The sequence below is a fragment of the Prosthecobacter sp. genome, from assembly GCF_044232965.1.
GTDB lineage: Bacteria > Verrucomicrobiota > Verrucomicrobiia > Verrucomicrobiales > Verrucomicrobiaceae > Prosthecobacter.
On the sequence record NZ_JBIIKX010000106.1, the window covers coordinates 1 to 15,809 of the forward strand.

Annotated in this window: 15 protein-coding genes, 1 tRNA gene and 1 pseudogene; 5 read left to right on the forward strand and 12 right to left on the reverse strand. The window is 58.8% G+C overall.

Annotated elements, in window-relative coordinates; genetic code table 11:
* Both ACILSI_RS25115 and ACILSI_RS25120 read right to left on the reverse strand, forming a co-directional pair.
* Nucleotides 1-404 (reverse strand): annotated as a pseudogene (locus tag ACILSI_RS25115) (DUF932 domain-containing protein); the annotation flags it as partial.
* An 85-nt stretch (nucleotides 405-489) separates the two neighbouring features.
* Nucleotides 490-2,649 carry a reverse transcriptase domain-containing protein gene (locus ACILSI_RS25120; RefSeq protein ID WP_395724674.1) on the reverse strand — a complete coding sequence of 720 codons (2,160 nt, stop codon included), beginning with the start codon at nucleotides 2,647-2,649 and terminating at the stop codon, nucleotides 490-492.
* Between the two features lie 205 nt (nucleotides 2,650-2,854).
* Here ACILSI_RS25120 and ACILSI_RS25125 point away from each other — a divergent pair, with 205 nt between their 5' ends.
* The gene (locus tag ACILSI_RS25125; RefSeq protein ID WP_395724675.1) at nucleotides 2,855-3,070 is read left to right on the forward strand and encodes a hypothetical protein; all 216 of its coding nucleotides are present in this window, start codon (nucleotides 2,855-2,857) and stop codon (nucleotides 3,068-3,070) included.
* 101 nt (nucleotides 3,071-3,171) lie between these two features.
* On the opposite strand, the gene ACILSI_RS25130 is transcribed toward ACILSI_RS25125, so the two are convergent.
* The 8 genes from ACILSI_RS25130 to ACILSI_RS25165 form a co-directional block, all read right to left on the reverse strand.
* Nucleotides 3,172-4,617, reverse strand: coding sequence for a DNA polymerase III subunit beta (locus ACILSI_RS25130; RefSeq protein ID WP_395724676.1), 1,446 nt, complete (start codon nucleotides 4,615-4,617; stop codon nucleotides 3,172-3,174).
* A gap of 74 nt (nucleotides 4,618-4,691) precedes the next feature.
* A complete protein-coding gene (locus tag ACILSI_RS25135) occupies nucleotides 4,692-5,762 on the reverse strand; it encodes a DNA ligase (protein ID WP_395724677.1) in 1,071 nt (356 codons plus the stop codon).
* Between the two features lie 94 nt (nucleotides 5,763-5,856).
* Nucleotides 5,857-6,291, reverse strand: a complete 435-nt coding sequence (locus ACILSI_RS25140) for a hypothetical protein (RefSeq protein ID WP_395724678.1) — start codon at nucleotides 6,289-6,291, stop codon at nucleotides 5,857-5,859.
* A complete protein-coding gene (locus tag ACILSI_RS25145) occupies nucleotides 6,257-6,643 on the reverse strand; it encodes a hypothetical protein (RefSeq protein WP_395724679.1) in 387 nt (128 codons plus the stop codon). Before ACILSI_RS25145 ends, ACILSI_RS25140 begins: the two co-directional genes overlap by 35 nt.
* Nucleotides 6,644-6,715: 72 nt before the next feature.
* Nucleotides 6,716-7,534, reverse strand: a complete 819-nt coding sequence (locus tag ACILSI_RS25150; RefSeq protein ID WP_395724680.1) for a RecB family exonuclease — start codon at nucleotides 7,532-7,534, stop codon at nucleotides 6,716-6,718.
* Nucleotides 7,531-8,085, reverse strand: a complete 555-nt coding sequence (locus tag ACILSI_RS25155; protein ID WP_395724681.1) for a hypothetical protein — start codon at nucleotides 8,083-8,085, stop codon at nucleotides 7,531-7,533. Before ACILSI_RS25155 ends, ACILSI_RS25150 begins: the two co-directional genes overlap by 4 nt.
* Nucleotides 8,086-8,236: 151 nt before the next feature.
* Nucleotides 8,237-8,362: a hypothetical protein gene (locus ACILSI_RS25160; protein WP_395724682.1), complete on the reverse strand. Its 126-nt coding sequence runs from the start codon at nucleotides 8,360-8,362 to the stop codon at nucleotides 8,237-8,239.
* Between the two features lie 394 nt (nucleotides 8,363-8,756).
* Nucleotides 8,757-8,833 (reverse strand) — tRNA-Arg (locus tag ACILSI_RS25165).
* Between the two features lie 140 nt (nucleotides 8,834-8,973).
* Between ACILSI_RS25165 and ACILSI_RS25170 the strand changes: the two genes are divergently transcribed.
* Nucleotides 8,974-9,591 (forward strand): class I SAM-dependent methyltransferase, encoded by a 618-nt coding sequence (locus tag ACILSI_RS25170; protein ID WP_395724683.1) that lies wholly within the window; start codon nucleotides 8,974-8,976, stop codon nucleotides 9,589-9,591.
* 101 nt (nucleotides 9,592-9,692) lie between these two features.
* On the opposite strand, the gene htpG is transcribed toward ACILSI_RS25170, so the two are convergent.
* Complete coding sequence (gene htpG / locus ACILSI_RS25175; protein WP_395724684.1) at nucleotides 9,693-11,531, reverse strand: molecular chaperone HtpG; 1,839 nt, start codon at nucleotides 11,529-11,531, stop codon at nucleotides 9,693-9,695.
* 190 nt (nucleotides 11,532-11,721) lie between these two features.
* Here htpG and ACILSI_RS25180 point away from each other — a divergent pair, with 190 nt between their 5' ends.
* From ACILSI_RS25180 to ACILSI_RS25190, 3 genes are read left to right on the forward strand one after another with little or no spacing between them, the layout of a single operon-like run.
* On the forward strand, nucleotides 11,722-12,156 hold the full coding sequence (locus tag ACILSI_RS25180) for a YidB family protein (RefSeq protein WP_395724685.1): 435 nt from the start codon (nucleotides 11,722-11,724) through the stop codon (nucleotides 12,154-12,156).
* Between the two features lie 44 nt (nucleotides 12,157-12,200).
* The gene (locus ACILSI_RS25185) at nucleotides 12,201-13,391 is read left to right on the forward strand and encodes an ABC transporter permease (protein WP_395724686.1); all 1,191 of its coding nucleotides are present in this window, start codon (nucleotides 12,201-12,203) and stop codon (nucleotides 13,389-13,391) included.
* Nucleotides 13,392-13,404: 13 nt separating this feature from the next.
* Nucleotides 13,405-14,157, forward strand: a complete 753-nt coding sequence (locus tag ACILSI_RS25190; RefSeq protein ID WP_395724687.1) for an ABC transporter ATP-binding protein — start codon at nucleotides 13,405-13,407, stop codon at nucleotides 14,155-14,157.
* Nucleotides 14,158-14,176: 19 nt separating this feature from the next.
* Here the strand turns inward: ACILSI_RS25190 and ACILSI_RS25195 are convergent, their stop codons facing one another.
* The gene (locus tag ACILSI_RS25195) at nucleotides 14,177-14,806 is read right to left on the reverse strand and encodes a L,D-transpeptidase family protein (RefSeq protein WP_395724688.1); all 630 of its coding nucleotides are present in this window, start codon (nucleotides 14,804-14,806) and stop codon (nucleotides 14,177-14,179) included.
* Nucleotides 14,807-15,809: the final 1,003 nt, after the last annotated feature.

The following is a 15,809-nucleotide window of genomic DNA, read 5'->3' on the forward strand; positions in this document are numbered from 1 at the left end:
AGGCCGACGTGAGTGTCGAGCAGACCGTGCAGCGCCTCGGTGCGCTTGGGGAGTTCGGCGTGATTGCCGTCTTTCAGCGATTCGGTGAATGCGTTGAACAGGCTCCAAACATTGCGTGACTCGAAGGTGTCATACCGTGGCTCGCGCCACTCACGCAGGACGGGTGGGATCAGACGGTTGGAGCACACACCGACATCCGCGGCCCGGATGACGAGATCATGGGCTTCGATGTCGGTAATGTTCGCCTCTTTGTAGGCGGCGATGCGTTTGTCCTGATCATGCCATTTGGCCAGCAGCAGGCCGATGGAGCGACTGACCAGTTGCGGCAAATCACGCACGATGAACCGGGTGTGTTTGCGGGCGAACTTGATCTCGCCGCTGAATGAGTAGGGTAGGAGCGCCAAATCCTGTGAAGGATCTGGCTGCTCCCCCCTCCGAACCGAACGTGCGCCTTTCAGCGCACTCGGCTCTCTATCGAACATTGCCATCTCAGGCTTTGTTGCACTGAAAGCTGGGGATGCTGCCCTGTGGTTTCCAGTCGGGATGGACAGGCTTGTAGCGCTTCCACTTGGCAGGTGGAAGCAGCATGATGGCCTTTTCGTCCCGTGAGATTCCGAGGGAGTTGCCCATTTTCAGGCGGGTATAGGTGTCGGTGCGTTTGGCGCGATTCTTTGCCGCCAAGGTTCTTACCAGACTGTCTTTGCACAACCAGTGGAGTTGATTGCCGACGTGTCGCCAGTTCTTCGCACGTGAGTAGTAGCTGCTCACGCCTCTGAGTTCCTGAGTATAGCGTCGGATGATCTCCTCCTCTGACAGATGCAGCAGGGGTGTTCTTGACCGGGGCTTCCGATGCTGGAGGTCGTCAATGTAGCCGCGTTCGCAAGCGAACTTGAGCGCGCGTTCCATCGGCCATTCCAGCGTCGCCACTCCGACCATCATCGACCGTCTGGTTCCGCCCCGTGTCCTGCGGACACGGTTGGGACTGCTGACGATTTTGATGTCGTAGCCGAGGAAACGGGTTCCCTCGGTAGCGTGAACGATGCCTGTCTTGTCATCTGCCAGTTCCACCTTCAACCTCTGTGTCATGAACACGTTGAGGTCAGCGAGGATTTGCTGAGCGTCTGCTTTTGATCCGATGAGGCTGATGACAAAATCATCGGCATATCTCACAAAGCGCATGCGCCTGAAGTTCGGATCATGGGTCTGCGTGGTTTGGCATTGGAGGTATTGAGCCTTCAGTTGCCGGATCAGCGGTTCGAGCTTCTCGGCTTCATCGAGTCGGCCTTCGTCCTTCAGGTCGTGGGAGCGATAGAGCGCACGTTGGTACCGTCCATACAATTGCTTGTATTCCGGGTTGGGCGTACGGGTCGCTCCTTTGTTGAAGGATTGGGCTTTCTGTTTGAGCCACTCATCGAGTTCATGCAGGTAGATGTTCGCGAGAATGGGAGATACCGTGCCTCCTTGCGGAGTGCCGCTGTAGGTGCGGTGGTAAACCCAGTCTTCGAGGTATCCGGCCTGCAGGAAAGAGCGAATGAGCTTGAGGAAGCATCGGTCTTCGATCTTGTTGGCCAGCAGTTCCATGAGCACGTCGTGATTGATGTTGTCGAAGCATCCGCGGATGTCTGCTTCGATAATCCATTTCGTGCCGTTCCAGTTGTGTTTCAGCTCGTCGAGGGCCGTGTGGCAGGAGCGTTCCTTGCGGAAGCCGTGGGAGTGGTCTGAAAAGACCGGCTCGTAGATTTCCTCCAGAATGCGCGCGGCCATGGCTTGGACGAGCTTGTCGGCAGCCGTCGGTATCCCAAGTGGACGGAGTTTTCCGCTTTTCTTGGGGATGTAAACCCGGCGTGTCGGTTTCGGGCGGTATTCACCCTTGCGGAGTATTTCACGGATGAGGTCCATTCTATCGCAGATGTCGGCATGGATATGTCCATCGACCCCGGGAGTAGCGGCCCCTTTGTTCCGGCTGATTTTGCAACTGACCTCGTTCCAGAGGTCTGGATAGTTGGTCATCAGTTGAAACACTCTCTGCACCTTGTGCCCGTTGCGTGAGCACTGAGATAGTCCTTGAAGTCGTTTTATCGTTTTATCGGTCAACATTGGTTGTCCTCCATTGAAACGTTCTTCTTGGTTGTTCTGACTGTCTCCCTTCCCCCGATAGGCGCGGGCTGTTCCCTCCGATTGCTCGTCGGTTATGCCTTGGCTTCGACCAGCCTTGCGGCTGGCTGCACCCGGTGTTAACCGGGCACGTTGGGTACTATGGAGACTCCGTCGCCGTGCAGGAGTTGCCTCCTGTGTAGGCGATCCCGTGGTACATGAATCATGATGATCGTGAACATGTAGGCGCCCCGTTCGACCGTTGTCCGGCTTATTGCCGGCACCGTCCCCTGGCTGATGCGGCTCGTTCAACCTATAAGAACGAGTGTCATGGGGATGCTGCTCCTTATCTGGTGTGGGCAGTGAGTGCGATCCTCCGGTATGGGTCTGGGGTTCAGTCAGTTTAGCTTTCGCCATATGTTCCTCTCCTTGCCGCTGACTCTGGGGAATATCCAGATTCCCGCACAGCGGCTTTACAACCATGCTATTGTCCCCCGCTTCTTTCGAAGTCTCATCCCGTTGCCGGGCCAAGGTTAGGTTGTTGGAGTCATTCATTTTCAGCTAGAATGGCAGGGCTGTCCCTGCGTTCATGATTCACGCCTCACGGCGCACCAGGTTGTCGCACACGAACACACTGGCTCCGGCGACGATGCCGGCGGGGAACGTTTTTCGTGGCTGTTCCGCAGGCCAAGCCCCCAGCAGTAGTCATCGCTGGCTTTCTGGGCGTGGACTTCCATGAGGCCGAAGTAACGCTGCCTTCATGCAACAACGAGTGCGCTTGGGTGCCGATGCGCAAGTTGGTGGTGGCCAGGGTGCGCTGCACGGTGGTGATGAGTTGATGATGTGGAATGGGGCACCAACTGTCGGTGTGACGCGGAGTCGAAACGGCGCGGACTTCTTCGAGGTCCACATGGGAAGCACCGCAGTGCAGGGTGAGATTGGGGCTGCGGCGTGGTGGGATAACGGGGGCAAGTAGATCAAAATTGGCAATCATAGTCGTGTGTTCCTTTCTGGAATGAAAAAGGCCGGACACGCAAATGCGCATCCGGCCTTGGGTTGAGATGTGGGGGTGTTGGGTTACAGCTTGAGGCCTTGCAGGGTGCGCAGGGTGGAGCGCACGGAGTTGAACTCACGGCTGTTGGTCTTGTGTTCGCGGTGGATGCACTTCAGCTTCAAGGATAGGTCGCGGATGAGGTTGAACCCATCCGTAAACTTGTCCCGGATTTGCAGGGTCAGGTCGATGGCTTCTTCGAGGGTGGATTTGCTGTCGTTGCCGGTTGGGCCTTCGGAGTTTGGAGTCGTGATCATGAGTTTGTTGGCTGGGGGTTGAGTTACGGGTGGTTGTGCTGCTGCGGGTGACGGTGCGGTGGGCACGCGCACAGGAGCGGGTGTTTGGTTTGGTGGTGGCGCGGGAGCGCACTCAAGGCGGAGCGGCATGACGATCATCTGCTTGCCTTGGCTATGGAAGCGCAGGGGCGAACGCGAATCGATAAGGCTGATCGTGTTGAGGCCGTACTGCAGTGCCTTGGTGAGCAGCTTGCGGTTGACGAAGATTGTCATTTCCGGGCCGGCCGCTTTCACGTCCGGCACGGGCACGCGCAGCCAGGGTTCGTTCGCTGTATCTTTGCCGAGCAGCAGGAACTGCCCGTCCTTCCATTCGAGGCCGATGCAGAACAACCGTTCATCGTGACAAGGCATGCGCTGGATGAGCTTGATGAGCGTGTCCAGTTTAGCCGGGTCGAGCGTGATGATCGTTTTCGCATCAGCCGGATTGGGAACCGTTTGCCGCCAATTGGGGTAGGTTCCTTCAATCTGTTTGCTGATGAACCGCCAGCGTCGTGTGGACACCTGGACATGTTTGTCATCGGCCTTGAACTGCCATTCGCCATCATGATTAAATTCCTTCCAGCCGAGGAACTTGTGGCTTGGCAAGATGACAGAGCGTTTGAGTGGCAGCGCAAAGGAGTTGGCGCTGTACAGATGCTTGCCGTCCGTGCCGACGATGTAGTTGGCCTTGGGGTTGCCAGTGTCGATGAACGCGCCGTTGAGCACGTAGCGGGTACTGTCGATGCTGGCGCAGTCCATGGCTTCGAGCAGTGAACGGCGCAGATCGGATGGCAGCGGGATGGCTTCAGCCTTCAAGCGCGGAGTCTGCGGGAACTCGTCAGGAACCACGAAGGGGACCTTTGATTCCCCGGTCTCGTTGCCGAGCGGGAAGCGGATGATGCTGGCCTCGGGACTTGCCTCGACTTCGATGGCCTCGCCCCGACCGCAGTTTTTGACGACTTGGGCGAGTTGATCGTAAGGGAGCAGGATGGTGGCAGGCGGGCCTGCGGCGGGATGTTCAAGACGCAGGGTGACAAAGCGGTCGAGGTCGGTGCTGGTGAGAGCGATCCAGCCGTCGGCAGTGCGTTCGACTTTGATGTTGCCTAGAATGGCAAGCGATGGGCGTGGGCCGATGACCTTGCCAAGCCCTGTGATGGCGGCTTTGAGTTCATCGACCGGAAGTGTGATGGGTTGCATAAGAGAATGTGGGTTAAACGCCAGCAGCCCCTGCACCGGTGAGGACGCATGGGCTGGCAGCGTGGTTGGGTTGGCTAGGCGGCTGCCTGCATTTCCTGAGCTTTGTACTTGAGCTGGGCAGTGGTGCATTCAGCGGCTCGGATGTCATCGCGCGGCCCGAGGTAAACCGGCTGGTAGATGGAGCCGGATTCCTGGAACGCGTAGAGGTAGCGGCATTCCACGACACTGCCGGCGGCGGGAACGTCGTGGTTGGGCGGGATGGTGACGTTGCCGGCGGGGCGTACTTTGTCGCCGTGGAACAGGATCAATGAGACGCTGCGCTTGTCGTTCGCCTTGGTGACGATGAACGAGGCAGTCTCGTAGAACTTGTACTTGAGCTGGCTGCCGCCGCTGTTGGGACGGCCGGGAATGTACGGCGCGTCCTTGTGTTTGAACACCACCCCTTCCCTGCCCTCCTGCTTGAACTGGGCGAACCATCCCGCCATGCCAGGCGTGAAGAACACTCTGACCTCATGAATGTGGGGGTGATCGAAGGCGTTGAGCATGTCGCGCAGCCGCAGGTAGCGCACCGAGAATGCCCGATGACGCATGTCCTCCGGTCCGATGGTCAGCAGATCAAAGACATGGAAGGTGTCTCCGACCGCCTCACCATCGAGCAGGAAGTCACGCGGGTATTGGGCGGCACTGCGGGCGATGGCTTCAGGAACCGCCGTGGGAAATCCCAGGCGGTTGATGCCAGTGATTTGGTCGCCGTCTTTGCGGAGGAGCAGGCGACGGCCATCGAGCTTCTCCTGCATCCAGTAGTCGGGGTTGAACAAGAACTGGTCGAGCTGCTGTTCGTTGATGGGATTGAGGAGCTGGCATTGGATGCCGCTATGCCGGCCGGGTGAACCCGGCGGCGTGGTGGTGCCCGCGTCGGTTCCGGGCGTGTAGCCCTTCGCGAGCTTTTCCCGGATGAGCTTGTCGTAGATGCCTTTGGCGATGGGGTATTCAACCGGCGCTGGCGTCTTGCTGCCGGTGCTGAGCGTGGAGCCGCGCCGGCCATAGGCGAAGTGTACGAGATAGCCGGCATCCTTGGGACAGATGCTGGCCTGATACACTTTGTCGGAGGGACCAGAGCGGAAGTACAGAGTGATGCTTTCCATGGAGTGAGTGTCCTTTCTTGAAATGAAAAGAGCCGGACGATCCTGCGATCATCCGACTCTCGTGGGGTTGAGGTGTGGGTGGGAGGTTGCCGCGTCAGTAGTTGTAGGGATCGCGGCGTTGCTGTTGTTGCTGCTGCTGCTGGCGCAGGCGCATCGTGAGAATCGATTTCCCGATGGAAATGAGCCCACAGATGAGGCCGATGACCAGCATGGCCGAGAGCGGGACGAGCACCATGTTGGAGGTGGTCCGCGTGATGAGGTCGATCCACTCGTTGAACTGCTGCAAGGCCAGCGTGACCAGCGGTGCTACCAGCATGGCGGGCACCACTAGTCCGAGCGCGAGACGCAGGTTGAACTTGAACCATTCACGCAGGACGCCCTGCGGTGAGATCCAGTATTCAAACCGGCGACAGGTGAAACTGATCACCTCGGCAGAACGCTCAATGGCGCTGAGTTGCGGCAGGTCGTGATCGACCTCCGGTTCCGGCAGCGGTTCAGGCTGCCAGCGACGGATGACGATCTGTCGCATCTGTTTCGCCCAGGTGGTGGTGGGCACCGTTGGCAGTTGCCGGGCTTGCTGTGGTGGTTGGGATGGTTCGTCCCAGTCTTCGTGTGGCATCATAGTGTTGACGTGTTTTGGCCCCGAGGGCGGTTCCAATGACAAACAACAACACGCAGCCCAGGGCGAGAGTGCCGGTGGCAACTTCCCAGCGGGTGGTGGTGGCGTGTTGTTCCGATATTTGCTCTTCAAGAGAGTTGATCTTCGCGCGGTATTCCGGACCAAGATCCGGTGGTGGCGGAGGCGGATCGTCGAAGAACCAGCCTGCGTGCAGCGGGACAACCGCGAACAGCAGGAGAAGGATGGTGATGAGAGGTTTCATGTGGTGATGATAAAAGGGGTGATGCCGCAGGGCCGTGCATGTGGCACGAACCTGCGGCGGGTTGTTGGGGTGTCAGTGCCATAGGCGGCACTCGTTGAAGTACTCGCAACTTGCGCAGTGCATCCCGGGGGACGGGATGAAGTCGCGGCGCTGCAAGCCTTCGAGGTAGGCCTCCATCTGCCGGAACAGCCGCGTTTGTTGCGCTGCTGTCATGGCTGGCAGTGGGGTGATGACCACCTTGGGGTTCTTGAGTTTGACCAGGTGATGGAGTTGTACGCCGGTCTCATTGCGGCCCGTGTTGTGACGGTAAAGCACGGCGTAGCTGCTGGTCTGGATCTCGGTGCTGTGCGCGACCTTCTCCGCATGAGGCGTGGAGGAGGTGGTCTTGTAGTCGATGATGTGGCCCTGTTGCACCAGATCGAGGATGCCGATCAGGCGGGGCAAGCCGTGCTCACGCAGGTCGGCTTCGATGGATACCTCCACGGCGTCGGGTTTGATCTCTGCCGGAACATGATGTTCCCGCAGGTAGGTATCGCACAAGCGCCAGCCGGTGGTCTTGTCGGTTTCTTCTTCACCGGGCTCCCATGAGACGGGGCCTTCGGTGGTGTCCGCCCACGCGTTGAGGTAAGTCGCGTGGACTTCCTTCAGGGTGAGCGGCTGCTGCAGCCAACGTGCCTTGTTCCAGGCCTTCAGGACGGCATGCACCGCACTGCCAAGGTGGAGTGAGGTGGTTTTAGGCTTCTGCAGTTTGAGCACGTAACGATAGTAAAACTTCAGCCGGCATTGCAGGAACAGGAACAGCCGTGAAGCTGAAACGGTTTCCTGCAATGCACGGATGATGTCCTGTTCGCTGCGCTCTGGGGGTGGGGGAGCTTCAGCGACGGTGTTCATGCGGCCTGATGGTTGATGGGTTCGGAGGGCTGCCAGCGCGTCTGGCGCGTGGCGGGTTTACCGGCCTTGACCAGCAGGTCATCAATGAGCTGGGAAGCCTGCATCTTGTTGAGCTGCTTCACGCCGGTGCCGAAGAGCTGTTCTGATAGATCCTCAACTTCCTGTTTCTCCATCTTGTTGTCGCTGATGATGCGCAAGATGAAGCCGCGCTGACCTTCCGTACAGTTCCAGGCATCACCTGTAGTACGGGGCTGCGGGTGACCATTGGAACCATGGCTGGTGCGGCCGTTAGGTGGCAGCGGGTAACTGCGACCGTTGCCATTGGTATGTTGTGGTTGTACGCGACCGTTGCCGTTGGAGCCAGGGATGAACCCGGGGTGCTGGATTTCCTGATCGACCGAGTGTTGCAGAAGTTGGTAAAGCTTCTGCACTTCCGATTCGGCCTGGGTGATGTCGCTGAGTTCGACTTCAACGGAAGCGCTGAAGCTGTGGCTGCTGTACAGGGGCAGCCCGAGTTTTTTGCTGTAGTTGGCGCTGAGTTTGATAGCCATGATGATGTGTCTCCTTGGAGGGTGTGTGTTTGAGGGTTGGTGGATTGCGGTGGTGAAGCAGCCGCCACGACGCCCGCCAACAAAACACCCGGCCCCTCGTGAGAGAGACCGGGTGTGATGTGGACGGGAATGCCGTGGCAGCGTGGTGCGGCTAGCCGTTGGTGGCTGCCTCTTGAGTGCGGCCCTGCGCCGGGACGCTCAACTGCTTGGCGGCGATGCTCCAGCCCTCCGTGTCACGCAGACAGGAGGTAAGGAGATCGTTGACCAGCGTAGTCATGGGCCGACGTAACCGCCGGCCTTCATGATACAACGCGCAGATGATGACCCGGTCGATGCAGGGCGAATAATGCGTTCGCCGTGGCATGGTGGGTGGATGAGACAACCAAGGATAAGCCCCCGGTCGCTCAAGTATCTATAACGCGGAAGGATGGGGAATTGCAGACGCTCGCCCAGCCACATGGTGATGACACGAGTAACTGGAACTCAATGTGATGCTGCGTTCCCGGTTAATGAAATTGCACCGTCCAAATGTGGAACCAAAGCCCACGCTCAGTTTTAACCCGAGTCACTTGGTCCAAGGCCGCCCAATGATAAACTCAAAAAGTGTCCGAATAGTGTCCGAGTCGGATTTTGACTCCATCCAACAACATTCCTAACTCATTGATTATGAGTGGCGCACCCGTCAGGATTCGAACCTGAAACCTTCTGATCCGTAGTCAGATGCTCTAATCCGTTGAGCTACGGGTGCGTTTGGCTTTCGCCAGTCCCACTGCTCGGAAGCAGCGGGCCACGAGACTAGACCAGTGATGCGTTTTGTCAAACAGTCGGACGCATTTATTCTCGCCTTCTTGGCAAGCAGCGGGAATAGCTTGGATCACCCACTAATTCATGCGTGAATCGAAACCCATGTCCCCTGCGGAGGTCGCCCAAAGTTATGACGTGCTCGCACCGCAGTGGGCCGGTTCTGATTTTCAGCGTGACAATGGCATGTCCCAACACCTTCGTGCGCTGCAATTCGTGCGAACCCCAGGCAAGGCGCTTGATGTGGGCTGCGGCAGCAGCGGGAGGTTCATCGACTTGCTGATGGAGCGCAGCTTTGAAGTCGAAGGCATCGACATTTCCGCCGAAATGATCCGCCTGGCCCGCCAGCGGCATCCGCAGATCGTTTTCCACCACGCCGACCTCGTCGAATGGAAGCCGCCCCATGCCTACGACTTCATCAGCGCCTGGGACAGCGTCTGGCATGCACCGCTGGCCTCGCAGGAGACCGTTTGGACGAAACTCCTGCACGCGCTCGTTCCCGGCGGCGTGATGATCCTCAGCACTGGCGGCATTGATGAGCCCGACGAGGTGCAAAACGCCCGCATGGGCGTGCCCATGTATCATGCCACGCCCGGTCTACCCGCTTTGTGCCACCTCATCGTCGAATCTGGCTGCGTGATCCGCCATCTGGAGTATGACCAGTGGCCGGAGAAGCATCTGGTTGTGGTGGTGCAGCGGGTTTGAGAAGCTGAATCTTGAGCAGTCTAAAACGGCAAAACGAAAAAGGCCGAAACGCACTCGTTTCGGCCTTTGTCGGTTTCGCGGGCTGAAGCCCACGAGTACTTTTACTGCGCCAGCTTCTCCATGAGCTTCTGGGTGCGCTCGATGATGCGTTGAGGCTCGTCGAGAAGACCAGCGCTAAGCAAAGCGTTGTCGAGGATCTGCTCAGAGATGAGTCCTGCCGTCTCGGGGTCGCTTTGGTGGAGTTTGGAGAGGCCTTTGACGAGGCTGTGGCGCGGGTTGATCTCAAAGATGACCTTGGAGCCGGGCATGTCGCCGTCTTTGCCAAGGGCCTTCATCATCTGACGCATCTGCGGCGTCATTTCGCCTTCGGGGGTCAGCACGAGGGCCGGGGAACCGACGAGACGTTTGCCGGTGCGGACGGTTTCGACCTGGGCAGTGAGGCGTTCCTTGATCCAGTCGCACAGGGTGGTGGCTTCGGCTTCGGGGAGGCTTTCACCCTCGCCGGTGGCGTCTCCAAGGTCGATGTCGGGGGCGTTGACCGACTTGAGGTCTTTGTCCTCGAACTTGCTGAGGCTGGAAATGACGTATTCGTCGATGTGCTCGAACATGTAGAGCACTTCAAAGCCCTTCTCTTTGAAAGCGGCGACGTACGGGCCGGTTTCGATACTGTTGCGCGAGGTGGCGACTTGATAGTAGATCGCGGTCTGGCCTTCCTTCATGCGCTTCACATAGTCGGTGAGGCTGACCGTCTCGCCCGCCTCGGTCATGCTGGATTCAAAGCGCAGCAGCTTGGCAATGGCGTCGCGGTTCGTGTGATCGGTGGCGATGCCTTCTTTGAAGAAGCGGCTGAAATCTTTGTAGAAATCGTTGTACTTCTTCGAGTCTTCGAGAGCTTCTTTGTCGAGGTGCTTCAGCAGACGCTTGGCGACGACATCGCCGAGTTTGCGCACGAGGGCGCTGTCCTGCATGCTTTCGCGGGAGATGTTCAGCGGCAGGTCTTCGCTGTCGATGACGCCGCGAACGAAGCGCATCCACTCTGGCAGCAGTTTGCGTGGTTTTGGGTCGATGAGGACTTTTTTGCAGTAGAGACCGACGTTCGGCTCCATCTGGCCCATGCCGTAGGCTTCCATGTTCTGCGTGGGCGTGAACAGCAGCGCGTTGATAGCGATGGGTGACTCGGCCTGGAAGTGCAGGCGGTAGCTGGGATCATCGAAAGCGTGAGCGGTGAACTTGTAGAACTCCTTGTATTGCTCGTCGGTGATGCCGTCCTTCGATTTGAGCCACAGGGCCTCGACGGTATTGACGCGCTCGCCGTTGAGCAGGAGCGGGAAGCTGACGAAGTTAGAGTGCTTCTCGATAATCTGCTTCACCGTGTGCTGCTTGGTGAAGTCAGCGGCGTCTTCCTTGAGATGCAGCACGATTTTGCAGCCGCGCGCCTGATCAGACGATTCATCAATCGTGTAGCTGCTGCTGCCGTCGCTGGTCCAGACGAGGTGCTCGCCGTCATTGCGCCAGGAATGCGTGTGAACCTCCACTTTGTCAGCCACCATGAAGGCGGAGTAAAAGCCGACGCCGAACTGGCCGATGAGCTGGGCGTCGTTTTGCTTGCCCGCGTTCTTCAAAGCAGCGGCAAAGGCCTTGGAACCCGAGTGAGCGATGGTGCCGAGGTTTTCCACCAACTCGGCCCGCGTCATGCCGATGCCTGCGTCGGCGATGGTGAGCGTGCGTGCGGCTTCATCCGTGGTGATGCTGATTTGCAACTCGGCGGCGGCGTCGAAAATGTCCTTCTCCGTGAGCTGGGTGAGGCGCATCTTTTCCATCGCGTCGGCGGCGTTGGACACCAGCTCGCGGATGAAGATCTCGCGGTCGGTGTAGAGGCTGTGGATGACGATATCGAGGACTTGTTTGACTTCGGCCTGGAATTCGTGGGTTTGGCTCATGGTGGGTGGTAGATAGGGTTTGGGGGTGGGAAGAGTAGCGGTTCGGGATGCGTGGTCAAGGAGGCTGCGCCGTCAAAGGTCAAGGAATCGTTAAGTGTCGTGACCTATGTGGCTCGACACTTGACCACCTTGACGATGCTTGAGGGCGCAGCCTTGACTTTACCCTCCCCTCCCCCACACTCCGCCACTCATGGGACTCTTTGATTCACTCGCCAAAAACGCGCTGGGCGGCTTGCTCGGCGGCAAACAAGACCCTGCCGCGATGCTTTCCGGCCTGCTGAACGACGCCGGCGGTCTGCAAGGGTTGATGGGGCAGTTTCAAAAGGCCGGTTTCGGCGAGCAATTCGCCTCCTGGGTGAGCACGGGCGAAAACAAGCCGCTCGACGCCGAGCAGGTGCAAAACGCCGTGGGCATGGATGAGATTCAACGCCTCGCCAGCAAGCTGGGAATGCAAACGCAGACCGTGCTGCCGCTGCTCGCGCAGTTTCTGCCCCAGGTGATCGACAAACTCACGCCGAAGGGCCAGATCGACGACAACAACCCCAGCGGCGGTCAGATTCAGAGCGTGCTCGCCAGCCTGATCAGCAGCAGTTTTGGCGGCTTGTTCGGCGGCGGAAAGCGTTAAAACCGTGCGCCGCATGGCGCGCTTTCAGCGTAACTCTTTCCCGCATGCTCCGCCTCGCCCTCAAAATGCTGTTTGGTGACACGGCGAAGTACCTCATGCTCGTCGCAGGTCTGGCGGTGGCGACGTTTTTGATGGCGCAGCAGACAGCAGTGTTCTGCGGACTCATGAGCTGGACGAAATCCACCCTCAAAAACGTTCCCGCGCCGATCTGGGTGGTAGAGGAGAAGGTGGAGCAGGCCAATGAGACCAATCCGCTGCTGGACACGGATGTGGCGCGCGTGCGCAGCGTCAGCAGCGTGGCCTGGGCCTCGCCGATTTACTCGGGCATCCAGCGTGTGCGGTTGGAGAACGGAAACTTCAAGATCATCCAGCTCATCGGCATCGACGCGAACACACTGGCCGGAGCGCCGGCCAAAATGCTGCAAGGCGACCTCATGAAGCTGCGCCTGCCGCATTCGGTGATCATCGACGACCTCGGCGTGCAGAGGCTGGCAAAGAAGCGCGGGGACAAGGTCAAAATCGGAGACGCGTTTGAGATCAACGACCAGGAAGCGCGCGTGGTTGGCATCGCGGACGCGGTAAACTCCTTCACCGGCGGGCCCTATGTGTGGACGACGTATGAGCGGGCACTGCAGTATGTCCCCGCGCAGCGCAAGATGCTGCAGGCGGTGATCTGCGCCCCACGCGAGGGCGTGACCCTGGAGCAGGCCATCGCGGACATCCGCAAGGAAACGGGATTGAAAGCATTCATCAACCGCGAGGCCAGCTTTGAGGAGTTCATGAGCCAGACGCCCGAAAAGCCGACGACGAACTTCAATGTTTCGACGGTCTGGTGGTATGTGAAGAACACCGGCATCCCGATTTCATTCGGTACCACGGTCATCATCGGCCTGCTGGTGGGCATGGCGGTGAGCTGCCAGACGTTTTACTCCTTCGTACTGGAGAACATGCGGCATCTCGGTGCTTTGAAAGCCATGGGAGCTTCCAACGGCACCCTCTGTCTGATGTTGATCGTGCAGGCCTTTACCGTGGGCCTCATCGGCTACGGCATCGGCCTGCTGGGCACGGCGGGCTTTGCTTTTGGGGCCCTCAAGAATGAGCAGCCGCCGTTTTACATGCCGGAGTTCGTGCCCTTCGCCGTGCTGGCGGTCGTTTTGGGCATCTGCATGCTGGCGGCGCTGATGGGCATCTGGCGCGTGAGCCGGCTGGAGCCTGCGATGGTGTTCAGGAGTTAAACACAAATTCAGCATGACGAATGACGAATCCAAACAGCTCGCGGCGCGAGTGCGCGGCATCTCCAAGAGTTTTGGAGATGGCGAGGCGCGGATCAAGGTGCTGAAGGGCATTGATCTCGATGTGCGGCGCGGGGACATCACGATGCTCGTGGGGCCGTCCGGCTGCGGCAAGACAACGCTCATCAGCATCATCGCAGGCACGCTGGCGGCAGATGAGGGCGAACTGGACGTGTTCGGCCATGATCTGCGGAAGATGAGCAAGGCGGCGATCACGCGGTTCCGGGCGCATCACATCGGCTTTATCTTCCAGGCCTTCAATCTCATCCCCACGCTGACCTGCGCGGAGAATGTGAGCGTGCCGCTCTTGATTCAGGGCCTGTCACCACACAAGGCGGAAAAGCGGGCGCGGGAAGTGCTCGCTCAGGTGGGATTGGGAGACCGCATCAAGCACCGGCCCTCGCAATTGTCCGGCGGGCAGCAACAGCGCGTCGCCATCGCCCGCGCACTGGTACATGAGCCAAAGCTGATCATCTGCGACGAGCCGACCGCCGCGCTCGACGCGAAAAACGGCCATGTGGTGATGGAGCTCTTCGAGCATGTGGCGCGAGGCCAGGACCGGGCCGTCTTGATCGTCACACACGACAACCGCATTTTTCATCACTCCAACCGCATCGCCAGCATGGACGACGGGCGCATCATGGAGGTGCATGACGTGGACGCGGACCATCCGCCGCCAGAGCATTTGCATGCGCCGGAACGTTTGTGAGTAGGATTCGTGACCCGGATCACGGCACCACTTCCACCGGAGTGCCTTGCGGGCAGGCATAATAAAATTTCTCCGCCATGTGACCGGGGAGACGGATGCAGCCATGGGAGGCGGGGTGGCCGGGCAGATAACCCTGGTGCATGCCGACACCGCCGTAGATGCGCATGAAGTAGTACATCTTTGCCCCCTCGAAGCGCGTGCCTGGCGGGCGCGGGTCTTTGCGGTTGTCGATGTTCTGCATGATGACATTGGCCTGCATGTCCTCGTAGTCGCCGTAGATGGAAGATTTGTGGTCGATGTCTTTCTCAATGACGCTGTATCGACCGGGGCGGGTGTCATAACCCTCGGAGCCAGAGGAAATGGGCGAGCCCCCGGCCAGTTCACCGTCCTTGAAGAGATAGACCATCTGCTCGCCTAGATTGATGACGATGCTGGGCCTGCCCTGCATCTCATCGGCATACCAGAAGGAGCCATCACTCTGGCCGAAGCCAAAAAGACGCCGCACCTGGCCGTTCACGAAGCGGGCAGCGCGTGGGATCTCACCGGTGATGACCCGTCTGCCAAAGTGAAAGCCGTTCGTGCCAACGCTTTTGACCGTGGTGCAACTGCTCAGTAAAACGAAGAGGAGAAGGAGGTGGCGCGTGACCATGGGCGAGATTTGGCGGTTCAGAGGGCGATGTTCAAGGTTCAATGTGCAAAGATCGAGCCAGGGCATTCCAAGCAGGTGCTGGATGATGCGATTACATGACCGCAGCGCTGACAATCGCTCGGCCCAGCATCCATGTCTCTCCAGCCAGCCGACAAGGAGCTCGCAGATCATGATGCAGCCATTATCGGGCTCTACGATCCGTCCACCGTGCCTCAACCGATATTATGGTTGCCTGAATGCGGCACAGATGGCTAAAAAAATACGGGTGAGGCTCCAAGCCGCTGATATTCTCACCAATCGGCTGCAAAAGCGTTGCCCCCAACAAAACTGTTGATGAACCACTTCTCCGTCACTGCACATGAGTCATTCCACAAGGAGATACCAGATTTGCCGTTGGGCCGTGGTTTTTGTCCTGAGCGCGCCAGCGTTGTTGATTGGCGCATCCCTTCTCGGTTTTTTCCCGTGGTCGCCCATCAACTGCTCTCACCGCGACGTGGACATACGCAGCGGTCGGGTGCGATTCACTCGTTATATTCTCTGGCTTTGCGTTCACGAATCAGTGGAGGATTCGGCACTCACAAGAGCGCTGCAACCAGACGACTTTGCGGCCACCACTCCCGCGTGGCGGCACGCAGTCACGCTCTCACCAGGTCTGAGCAATTCACCACACTATATTTTCCATTCAGCGATAACTCAGATTCGAGAGTTGGAGATGCTGTGGAGGCACGCCGAGTTCACACCGGCAGCGCGCCGTGCGAGTGCGCAGCGAATTCTTCAGTTGTGGCAGCAGGGCGGTTGTGACGACGATGCCAGGCCCTATTTACAGGCTCTTGGCGAGTTTGCTTTGGACGGCGACAGCAAGCAGAGGACGATTGATGAACCCGGATTATGCAATGGAGTAAGCGAAGGGTGGTGGCCGGGCCTCGATTTGGCGGAAGATCGCGTCCATCCAGGGGCGCTTTTTCTGAGGCAGCGAGAGCTTGAGCACCCGTTTGCGTGCGTG

Coding starts and splice junctions, on each gene's coding strand:
- ACILSI_RS25185 (WP_395724686.1), top strand. CDS start 12,201: ATGCTCCGCCTCGCCCTCAAAATGCTGTTTGGTGACACGGCGAAGTAC.
- ACILSI_RS25190 (WP_395724687.1), top strand. CDS start 13,405: ATGACGAATGACGAATCCAAACAGCTCGCGGCGCGAGTGCGCGGCATC.
- ACILSI_RS25135 (WP_395724677.1), bottom strand. CDS start 5,762: ATGGAAAGCATCACTCTGTACTTCCGCTCTGGTCCCTCCGACAAAGTG.
- ACILSI_RS25140 (WP_395724678.1), bottom strand. CDS start 6,291: ATGCGACAGATCGTCATCCGTCGCTGGCAGCCTGAACCGCTGCCGGAA.
- ACILSI_RS25180 (WP_395724685.1), top strand. CDS start 11,722: ATGGGACTCTTTGATTCACTCGCCAAAAACGCGCTGGGCGGCTTGCTC.
- ACILSI_RS25160 (WP_395724682.1), bottom strand. CDS start 8,362: ATGACTACGCTGGTCAACGATCTCCTTACCTCCTGTCTGCGTGACACG.
- ACILSI_RS25145 (WP_395724679.1), bottom strand. CDS start 6,643: ATGAAACCTCTCATCACCATCCTTCTCCTGCTGTTCGCGGTTGTCCCG.
- ACILSI_RS25155 (WP_395724681.1), bottom strand. CDS start 8,085: ATGGCTATCAAACTCAGCGCCAACTACAGCAAAAAACTCGGGCTGCCC.
- ACILSI_RS25120 (WP_395724674.1), bottom strand. CDS start 2,649: ATGAATGACTCCAACAACCTAACCTTGGCCCGGCAACGGGATGAGACT.
- ACILSI_RS25130 (WP_395724676.1), bottom strand. CDS start 4,617: ATGCAACCCATCACACTTCCGGTCGATGAACTCAAAGCCGCCATCACA.
- ACILSI_RS25170 (WP_395724683.1), top strand. CDS start 8,974: ATGCGTGAATCGAAACCCATGTCCCCTGCGGAGGTCGCCCAAAGTTAT.
- ACILSI_RS25195 (WP_395724688.1), bottom strand. CDS start 14,806: ATGGTCACGCGCCACCTCCTTCTCCTCTTCGTTTTACTGAGCAGTTGC.
- ACILSI_RS25150 (WP_395724680.1), bottom strand. CDS start 7,534: ATGAACACCGTCGCTGAAGCTCCCCCACCCCCAGAGCGCAGCGAACAG.
- htpG (WP_395724684.1), bottom strand. CDS start 11,531: ATGAGCCAAACCCACGAATTCCAGGCCGAAGTCAAACAAGTCCTCGAT.
- ACILSI_RS25125 (WP_395724675.1), top strand. CDS start 2,855: ATGCAACAACGAGTGCGCTTGGGTGCCGATGCGCAAGTTGGTGGTGGC.